Raw genomic sequence first — 8,494 nt, 5'->3', positions numbered from 1 at the left:
GAATACGTCGGTCTCGGCATCGACGGGGTCTCCATCGGCAGCAACGATCTCACACAGCTGATGCTCGGCGTCGACCGTGATTCCGAGCAATGCGCCGAACTGTTCGATGAATCCGATCCCGCCGTGCTGGACGCCATCGGCCGCATCGTCTCGACGGCGCGCCGACTGGGCATCACCTCGTCGCTGTGTGGGCAGGCGCCGTCGAACCGGCCCGAGTTCGCCGAATACCTGGTGCGTATGGGCATTACGTCGATTTCGGTGACTCCGGACGCGGTGCCCGCGGCCCGGCGCGTGGTCGCCGCCGCCGAGCGACGCCTGCTGCTCGATTGGGCGTTGGACGAGCACGGATCCGCGCCGCCGCGCTGACCACAACACTTCGGTTGCTCTGGGGCCCCGATACGGGGTCCAGAGCAACACCTTGCGTCACACGACAGTTCGCCCTCGTATCACCACCACAACCACCGCTCTACATGCGTCGGCGCGGGGCAGGATCGGACATCCCGCGCCGACAGCGGAATCAGGTCAGCTGTTGCGTACCACGATCATCGGGCACTCCACCGCGTGCAGCAACGCGTTGCTGGTGGAGCCGAGGACCATACTCGCGAACCCACCGCGGCCATGGCTGCCGACCACAACCAGCTGCGCATTCGCCGACTCGTCGAGCAGCGCTCGAACCGGCCGGTCCAGCTTCAGGATCCGCAATACCGGCACCTCCGGATACCGGTCGCGATAGCCGGCCATGTTCTCGGCCAGCAGTGCCTGTTCGGACTCGCGCGCGGCCTCCCAGCCCGAATGCGGCAGATCGACGCCGCTGGCATCGCTCCAGGTGTGGAGTGCCGTCAGCCCCACCTTGCGTCGCGCGGCCTCCTCGAAGGCGAGCTCGATGGCGGGCACGCTATTGGGTGAGCCGTCGACGCCGACCAGGACGGGTTTACTCGCCGATTCCGGATCGATCGCCGAATCGCCGTGAATCACGGCGACCGGGCAATGCGCGTGATGGGTGACCGCTGTGCTGACCGAGCCGAGCAATCCGCGGTGGAACGCGCCGATGCCGCGGCTGCCGACGACCAGCATCCTGGCCTGCGCCGAGCGCAGGATCAGGGTCGGAATGATCGAGGCGAAGATCACCTCGGTGGCCAGCTCCAATTCCGCCCCCGGCGCGGTGTGACGTGCCAGGCTGGCCGCCTCGTCCAGGATCCGCTCGCCATCGCGGCGCAGCCACTCCACATCCGTCTCGCTCAGAGTTCGGTCGGGGCCGAAGTCGGGGACGGCCACCGAGGTCAGAATGCGTAGCGGGCAGCGGTGCAGCGCGGCATCGACCGCCGCCCAGGCAACCGCCTCATATGAACTCGCCGAGCCGTCGACGGCCGCAATGATCTGCGGCGCTGCGGAATTGCCCATGGTCGTTCCCTTCATTGCCTGTCTTCGGTGGTCGGACGGTTGAGCGTTCGCCATTGCCGGTCCCACTGCGCGCGATGTCGACGCCTGAGCAGCCATACGGTGCCCCGCAATAGCAGCCATGCGACGACCCAGGTGCCGGTCAGCACGACGACGCCGACGCCGATTCCGGTCATCACGGCGGCATGGGAATGCCGGGGGGCGACCGTCGGAGCGCCGTCGGGCCCCAGCCACACCGCCACATGATCGCCGGGGACCGCATGGCCCGGCACCCGCACTGTCGCGGTGCCTGGGCGGCCGTTGTGGCCCCACTGCACCGGTGCCTCGAGCAGATGCGCAGGCGTCCGCTCGGGCTCGGCCGTAATCACCGCGCTGACAAGGGATTTCGTGGCGCCCTCGGTGGGGATCCGGGCGGCGGCGTCGGTGTAGGCAGCCGTCCCCAGCGCTCCGGCGACCGGTATCGCTACGAGTACGGCGAGTACGACCACGAGCCGCAATACGGCCTCGAGCCGATCCGCGGGCCGCAGCAAGGGATTCGGGCTCCACGGGCGCTGCCACCACAGCCGTAGCAATGGTGACGACGCACCGCGAATCGGGAACGTCGAGTCCCGCGACATCGCCGATCACCTTCTTCCCCTGGAATTTGTTCTGATCCGAGCATCGCGCGTAGGCGAGTACGCGGGCAGAGACGAAGGTCATCGCTGTTCGGGGTCCACCGACCTCGCTTTTTCGTACGCTCGGTAGGTCGCGACCACGGCCGGCAAGTCGGGTCAGGGGATGGTCGAAAGTCCCTCGGCATGCGTCAGTTCGGCACTGTGCGCGGCCCTGCAGCGGACGTAGCGTCGAGCGCGAAGGAGTTTCCCGCAGGTAGTGCAGAGGAGGCCGAGATGCGGTGCCGAGTCGTCTACGAGTCGATGTTCGGCAACACCGCTGCCATCGCCGCTGCCATCGCACAGAAATTGGGCGAATACGGCGAGGTGGAGGTGTTGGATGTGGCGGCCGCCGCCCAGCACCCCGAGCCGACGGTCGATCTGCTGGTGGTCGGGGCACCCACCCACGCCCTCGGGATGAGCCGGGCGCGGACTCGACGGGACGCGGCGAGCCGGACCGAGGTACCGGTCTCGGTCGACATCGGCATGCGCGAATGGCTCGACGCAGCACTGCCGGTGCCGGCGGGCTCCCGGGCCGCCGCCTTCTGCACCAAGGCCGCGAAACCGTCCTGGCTGCCGGGATCGGCCGCACGTGGTGCCGGAAAACGATTGCGGCGCTTGGGCTATGAGCTCGTCGACCGACCGGTGGACTTCCTCGTCGACGGCACCCTCGGCCCGGTCACGCCGGGTGAACTGGAGCGTGCGCAGACCTGGGCAGATCGCCTCGCCCGCGCCGGGTTCGACCACATCGCGCACCGGTCCTGAGGTCGGCGATGTCATACCGGGTCGAGGTCGTCGAATCGAACACCACCACTGTGCTCGAACTGCGCCGCTCGGTCCGCGGCGACCATGCCGGCGACGATATCGGTGCGGGGATGCACGCACTCTACGAGATGGCCACCCACACCGGACTCGTACCGGCCGGACCGCCGTCGACGACCTATCTGGGCATGCTCGGACCAGGTGTGACCACCGAGGTGGACTTCGGTCTTCCGGTGACCGGCGCCGTACTCGACGGCACCACCGAACAAGTCGTCTTGCGTCGTCCCGAGCCGACGCTGTGCGCCAGCATCTGGCACCACGGCGACTATCAGCACATCGGTGACGCCTACCGTGCGTTGGACGACTGGATCCGCTCCTCCGACTATCAACCGATGGGGCCACCGACCGAGGTGTTCGTGGTGGCACCGGATGCGGCCGTGCGGCCCGGGGATCTCGTAACCGAGATCCGCCGACCGATCGCCGCCGCCCTCGCCGTGCGGGTGCGCGCACTGTTCGCCGACGCCGTCTCGGAGTTGCGAAAGGCGTTGGCCGAAAAGGGCTTCGGCATTATTACCGAGATCGACGTGCGCGCCACACTGCACGCGAGGCTCGACGTGCGGATGAACGACTATCTGATTCTCGGTGCCTGCGACCCGATTCTCGCGCAGCGTGCGCTGACCGCCGATCCCCGGGTCGGGCTGTTACTGCCGTGCAATGTCGTAGTGCGCACCGACGGCGACACCACCCTCGTCGAGGCGGTCGACCCCGTGCTGCTGCTGTGCGGCGAGGTCCTGCACCACACCGACCAGCCCGAGCTGCGCGCGGCCGCCCGAGACGCCCGCGACCGATTGGCAGCCGCCCTGGCGACCGTGGAAAAGCGCCTGGAGGCGGCGGCAAAGCGTCCCCCCGACTCGAGCTCGAGGTAGTCCGAGTCCGCCCCGTTCAGCAGGCGGTCGCCTCGGCGACCCTCGAGGGATCCAATACATCCTCGACCGCCCGACGAGGTGTGAGGGGTAACTGTTCGGCGGTCGTCGGTGCCCAGCCGACTCTGATCACGGCCTGGGGGTAGCCGTAATTGTCGAGGACACCGACACGGATGCGGTCCCGCAGTGTCGGTGTCTCGAGCGGTTCGGTCAGCAGACAGGTGGCCAACCCGATATTCGTCGCGGTCAGCAGCACCGCGCTCAACGCCTCGCCCGCGCACAGCCGGGCGAACCGATTGTCGGCGGCGGTGCCGACCACAAGCAGCTCGGCGAAGTCGGATTCGGGTGCGGGCGCAGCGGCCGTGGCGTGTCCGCCACTCCATTCGGCCAGCTCGAATCGGAATTCCAAGTCTCCGTCGTGCTGCTCGGCCGCGGCCCGCATCGCTTCGACCACGCAGTCGCGTGACCGGGCGGTCGCCTGCCGCACGGTCGCCCCCAGGGGCGCCGCGCGCTCGGTGACCAATCCGAGGTACCCGGGCGGCACCGGCCACTCAGTGAAGGGCCTGCGATCGGTTCGTCTGCGGGCGATGGCGGCGCTCAGCTCGATTTCCTGCGGAATCGGCCGATGCCGCACCAATTCGATCGATGCCAGGTGATTCGGATCGGCCGGATTCGGCAGCCGATGCACCACCGCCGACCAGCCGAGCGCCGCGACCGCGACTCGCAGATGGTGCAGCGCAGCACCACAACTCAAGACGAGATCGCGTTGATCGGGGCGGGTCGAGGGCAGCGCCCTGGTCGGATCCAGATACAGGTGTACGCTGCGGTCTCCGATCCGCCACCGCCACGGCTGGGTGTTGTGTACCGACGGCGCCCGCACCGCGAGCGCTAACGCCGCCTTCACGGTGTGATCATCGGGCAGTCCGTGATCCATGTGGTCACCCTTTTCCCTTCGTCGTTTCACCCTTTCGTCTCGACTCACGATCCCACCGCAACGGTTGCCCGGTAAGAGCAGGACGACCTCTCCTGACGGGACTTCGGACGCCGCTTCAGCCCGGATCCGCCGGACAGTCCGGAAGTCCCGCAACATCAATGACCTTTGGCCGTCACGCCACCGCGACCGTTGCGAAATCCTGAATACATCAGCATGAACGGAGGTGGGCACCATGCCCGAATTCCTTGGCCGAAGCGCCGTCGTCACCGGCGGCGCGCGCGGCATCGGCGCGGCCATCGCGCAAACGCTGGTCAAATCCGGCCTGCGTGTGGTCGTGGCCGATCTGCTCGATACCGAGGGCACGGCGACGGCCGAATCGCTAGGCCCGACAGCGATATTCCGTCACCTCGATGTCACCGACGAGCGCGGTTGGCGACAGGTACTCGACGACGCCGAAGCGGACTTCGGACCGTTGGCCGTTGTGGTGAACAATGCGGGCATCCTCGACTTCGGCGGTATCGAGTCCGAATCCCCCGCGATGTTCCGGCACGTCGTCGATGTGAATCTGTTCGGCGCCTGGCTCGGTATGCATCTGGCGGCCCCGCGGCTGCGCGCCAATGGCGGAGGTGTCATCGTCAACATCTCCTCGACCGCGGGTCTGATGGGCTATTCCGGAATCGCCGGTTACGTGGCCAGCAAATGGGGCCTGCGCGGGTTGACCAAGGCCGCCGCACTCGAATTCGGCAACGCCGGGGTAAGGGTCTGCTCGGTGCACCCCGGACCGATCCACACCCCGATGACGGCCGGCTTCGATACGAGTATTACTGCGGCCCAGCCGCTTCCGCGTTTCGGCGAACCAGAGGAGGTCGCGGCGATGGTCGGCTTCATCGTCAACGAGGCCACCTTCTCGACCGGATCGGAATTCGTCATCGACGGTGGCGCTACCGCGGGCATGACACTCGTCGAACCTGCCGAAGCGCATGGAACATGGCAGTGACCGCAGCCGCGCCTGCGCAGTTGCGGGAAACCCACACCGGTGTCGTGGTGCTGTGCGGGGACCGGGCGTACAAGACGAAGAAACCGATCGCCACCGACTTCCTGAATTTCAGCACAACTGAGCTCCGCGAGCGCGCCTGTGCCCGGGAAGTCGAGCTGAATCGACGACTCGCACCGGATGTATACCTCGGCATTGCGCACCTGACCGATCCGACCGGTGGCCCCGACGAACCGGTGATCGTCATGCGCCGCATGCCCGAAGACCGGCGACTGTCCAACATTCTGGCCGACCCGAACGTGCGCGGATCGGAGCTGTCCGCGCTGGTCCAAGTGCTGACCCTGTTCCATCAGACGACACGGCGCGGCCCGGAGATCGATCGCGCCGGAACACCGGAGGAACTGCGTGCCCGTTGGCGTGTGCTCGTGCACAGTCTCACCGGACAGTCGGCCGATATCGTCGAACCAGCACAACTCGCGCGGATCGATGAACTCGCGATGCGCTACATCGACGGCCGAAATCCGTTGCTGGCGAACAGGATCGCCGACTGCCGCATTGTCGACGGGCACGGCGATCTGCTGGCCGAGGACATCTTCGATCTCACCGACGGCTTTCGGGTACTGGATTGTCTGGATTTCGACGATCGACTGCGCTACCTCGACTGCCTCGACGACATCGCCTTCCTCGCCATGGATCTGGAATTCCTCGGCCATCGCGAGCTGGGCGATCGACTGCTCGACGATTATCTTCGCGCCACCGCGGACCCGGCACCCATATCGCTGCGCGATCACTATATCGCCTATCGCGCGCTGGTCCGCGCGAAGGTCGACGTCATCCGCTTCGGCCAGGGCGATACGGCCGCACCCGAGCATGCGCACCGGCACTTGCAGATCGCAGTGCGCCACCTCGAGCAGGCAGCGGTACGGCTGGTGCTCGTCGGCGGTCTGCCGGGCACCGGGAAATCGACTGTGGCCGCCGATCTTTCGCTGGCCACCGGTGCGGTCGTCATCTCCAGCGACCATGTGCGCAAGCAACTGCTGGCCGGGCACGAACTGACCGGTTCGATCGGCACCTACGACGCCGGTGCCTACGCACCGGCCGGCAAAGCGCGCGTCTATGCCGAGATGCTGGCCGAGGCCCGTGCGCTGCTGGGATCCGGTGTGTCGGTGGTCCTCGACGCGAGCTGGATCGATGCGACCGAACGACAGCGCGCGGCCGCGCTCGCCGAAGAAACTTACGCCGACCTGATCCAGCTGCGATGCGTCTGCCCACGCGCCGTGGCGAGTGGCCGTATCCGCCAGCGCGCCGGCTGCGAATCCGATGCGACGCCGGATATCGCCGACGCCATGGCGGAAGCGGCGTCATCGTGGACCGATGCCGTTGCGCTCGACACCACTTTGCCGTTGGAGCACACAGCGGCCGCGGCGATGTGTGCCTGGCAGCCGATCAATCCGGAGCCAGCTAGGGACCTTCGTCACCAAACCGGGGCCTATCACCGACACATCGAGCTTGATCACTCAGTAGTCTGAACGGACGCTCGAGGAAGGTGTTCGCTGATGATCAGCGTGTTCTTGGTCGATGACCATCAGATCGTGCGTCGCGGTGTGAAGGATCTGATCGAAACCGAGTCCGATCTCGAGGTGGTCGGGGAGGCGGGTACGGTGTCGCAGGCGTTGGCGCGCATTCCCGCGCTGCGCCCGGAGGTCGTGGTCCTCGATGTGCGGCTGCCCGATGGCAATGGCATCGAATTGTGCCGGGAACTGCTGGATCAGCATCCCGAGCTGCGGTGTCTGATACTGACCTCGTTCACCGACGAGCAGGCCATGCTCGATGCCATTCTGGCCGGGGCCAGCGGGTATGTGGTCAAGGACATCGACACGCTGGAGCTGGTCGAGGCCATTCGCGAAGTCGGCGCGGGTAAGTCGCTGCTCGACAATCGGGCGGCCGCGGCACTCATGGCGAAACTGCGCGCCGAGGCCGAGGCCAAGACGGGGCCGCTGGCGGCGCTCACCGAACAGGAACGGACCCTGCTAGATCTGTTGGGTGAGGGGCTGACGAATCGTCAGATCGCGAGCCGGATGTTCCTTGCTGAGAAAACCGTGAAGAACTACGTCTCCCGGCTGCTGACCAAACTCGGGGTCGAGCGTCGCACCCAGGCCGCGGTGCTGGCGTCGAAACTCAGTGCGCCCACCCAGAAAATGAGCACCGGCGAGGTTTGACGCACGACGGCGCGGGGTAAGCGATCGTGCGAGGATTGGGCCTATGGATCGCGAGTTCCTCGTGCCGGACCAAACACCGTTGACCGAAACACTGTCGCAGCTGCGGCTTCGCGAGCTGCTCGGTGAAGTCCAGGATCGGATCGCCCAAATCGTCGGCGTCCGCGATCAGATGGACCGCCTGATCGAGGCGATGCTGGTCGTCACCGCCGGACTGGACCTGGACAACACGCTGCGCTCGATCGTGCACACCGCCATCGAGTTGGTCGACGCCGGATACGGCGCGCTCGGCGTGCGCGAAACCGATAAGACCCGCAACGAGCTCGCCGAATTCGTCTACGAGGGCATCGACGACCGCACCCGGATCCTGATCGGCGATCTACCGCGTGGTCACGGTGTCCTCGGCCTGCTCTTCGAACAACCGAAACCCATTCGGCTGCCGAATCTTTCCAAGCATCCATCCTCGGTCGGCTTCCCCGCCCACCACCCGCCGATGCACACCTTCCTCGGCGTACCGGTGAAGGTACGCGACGAGATCTTCGGCAACCTGTACCTGACCGAAAAGGCCGGTGGCCAGGAATTCACCGACGACGACGAGGTCGTGGTGCGGGCGCTTG

The 8,494-nt window shown here is 66.6% G+C and carries 10 protein-coding genes; 7 read left to right on the top strand and 3 right to left on the bottom strand.

The features are described 5' to 3' along the window. On the top strand, window positions 1–366 hold a 366-nt coding region (locus ON44_RS16540; RefSeq protein ID WP_040690942.1), incomplete at its 5' end, for a putative PEP-binding protein. A 156-nt stretch (window positions 367–522) separates the two neighbouring features. Here ON44_RS16540 and ON44_RS16535 read toward each other — a convergent pair. Then, the gene (locus ON44_RS16535; protein ID WP_040690955.1) at window positions 523–1,401 is read right to left on the bottom strand and encodes a universal stress protein; all 879 of its coding nucleotides are present in this window, start codon (window positions 1,399–1,401) and stop codon (window positions 523–525) included. An 11-nt stretch (window positions 1,402–1,412) separates the two neighbouring features. Beyond that, window positions 1,413–2,015 (bottom strand): Rv1733c family protein, encoded by a 603-nt coding sequence (locus tag ON44_RS46835; RefSeq protein ID WP_051182098.1) that lies wholly within the window; start codon window positions 2,013–2,015, stop codon window positions 1,413–1,415. Between the two features lie 270 nt (window positions 2,016–2,285). Here ON44_RS46835 and ON44_RS16525 point away from each other — a divergent pair, with 270 nt between their 5' ends. Both ON44_RS16525 and ON44_RS53760 read left to right on the top strand, forming a co-directional pair. Continuing rightward, window positions 2,286–2,813, top strand: a complete 528-nt coding sequence (locus ON44_RS16525) for a flavodoxin family protein (RefSeq protein ID WP_040690951.1) — start codon at window positions 2,286–2,288, stop codon at window positions 2,811–2,813. Window positions 2,814–2,821: 8 nt separating this feature from the next. Beyond that, the gene (locus tag ON44_RS53760; protein ID WP_083897923.1) at window positions 2,822–3,736 is read left to right on the top strand and encodes a DUF302 domain-containing protein; all 915 of its coding nucleotides are present in this window, start codon (window positions 2,822–2,824) and stop codon (window positions 3,734–3,736) included. 16 nt (window positions 3,737–3,752) lie between these two features. On the opposite strand, the gene ON44_RS16515 is transcribed toward ON44_RS53760, so the two are convergent. Further along, window positions 3,753–4,667: an Acg family FMN-binding oxidoreductase gene (locus ON44_RS16515; RefSeq protein WP_040690940.1), complete on the bottom strand. Its 915-nt coding sequence runs from the start codon at window positions 4,665–4,667 to the stop codon at window positions 3,753–3,755. A gap of 232 nt (window positions 4,668–4,899) precedes the next feature. On the opposite strand from ON44_RS16515, the gene ON44_RS16510 reads away from it, so the two are divergent. From ON44_RS16510 to ON44_RS16495, 4 genes are all read left to right on the top strand, one after another. Further along, the gene (locus ON44_RS16510) at window positions 4,900–5,664 is read left to right on the top strand and encodes an SDR family NAD(P)-dependent oxidoreductase (RefSeq protein ID WP_040690946.1); all 765 of its coding nucleotides are present in this window, start codon (window positions 4,900–4,902) and stop codon (window positions 5,662–5,664) included. After that, window positions 5,655–7,190, top strand: coding sequence for a bifunctional aminoglycoside phosphotransferase/ATP-binding protein (locus ON44_RS16505; protein WP_051182097.1), 1,536 nt, complete (start codon window positions 5,655–5,657; stop codon window positions 7,188–7,190). The genes ON44_RS16510 and ON44_RS16505 overlap by 10 nt, the downstream gene beginning before the upstream one ends. Before the next feature lie 27 nt (window positions 7,191–7,217). Then, complete coding sequence (locus tag ON44_RS16500) at window positions 7,218–7,880, top strand: response regulator (protein ID WP_040690938.1); 663 nt, start codon at window positions 7,218–7,220, stop codon at window positions 7,878–7,880. Window positions 7,881–7,923: 43 nt separating this feature from the next. Beyond that, window positions 7,924–8,494, top strand: a 571-nt coding sequence (locus tag ON44_RS16495) for a GAF domain-containing protein (protein ID WP_040690935.1), incomplete at its 3' end; no start/stop codon positions are given.

The organism is Nocardia vinacea NBRC 16497 (assembly GCF_000308835.1).
In the GTDB taxonomy this organism is placed as follows: Bacteria; Actinomycetota; Actinomycetes; order Mycobacteriales; family Mycobacteriaceae; genus Nocardia; species Nocardia vinacea.
This window is presented reverse-complemented; position numbering and strand designations above follow the sequence as displayed.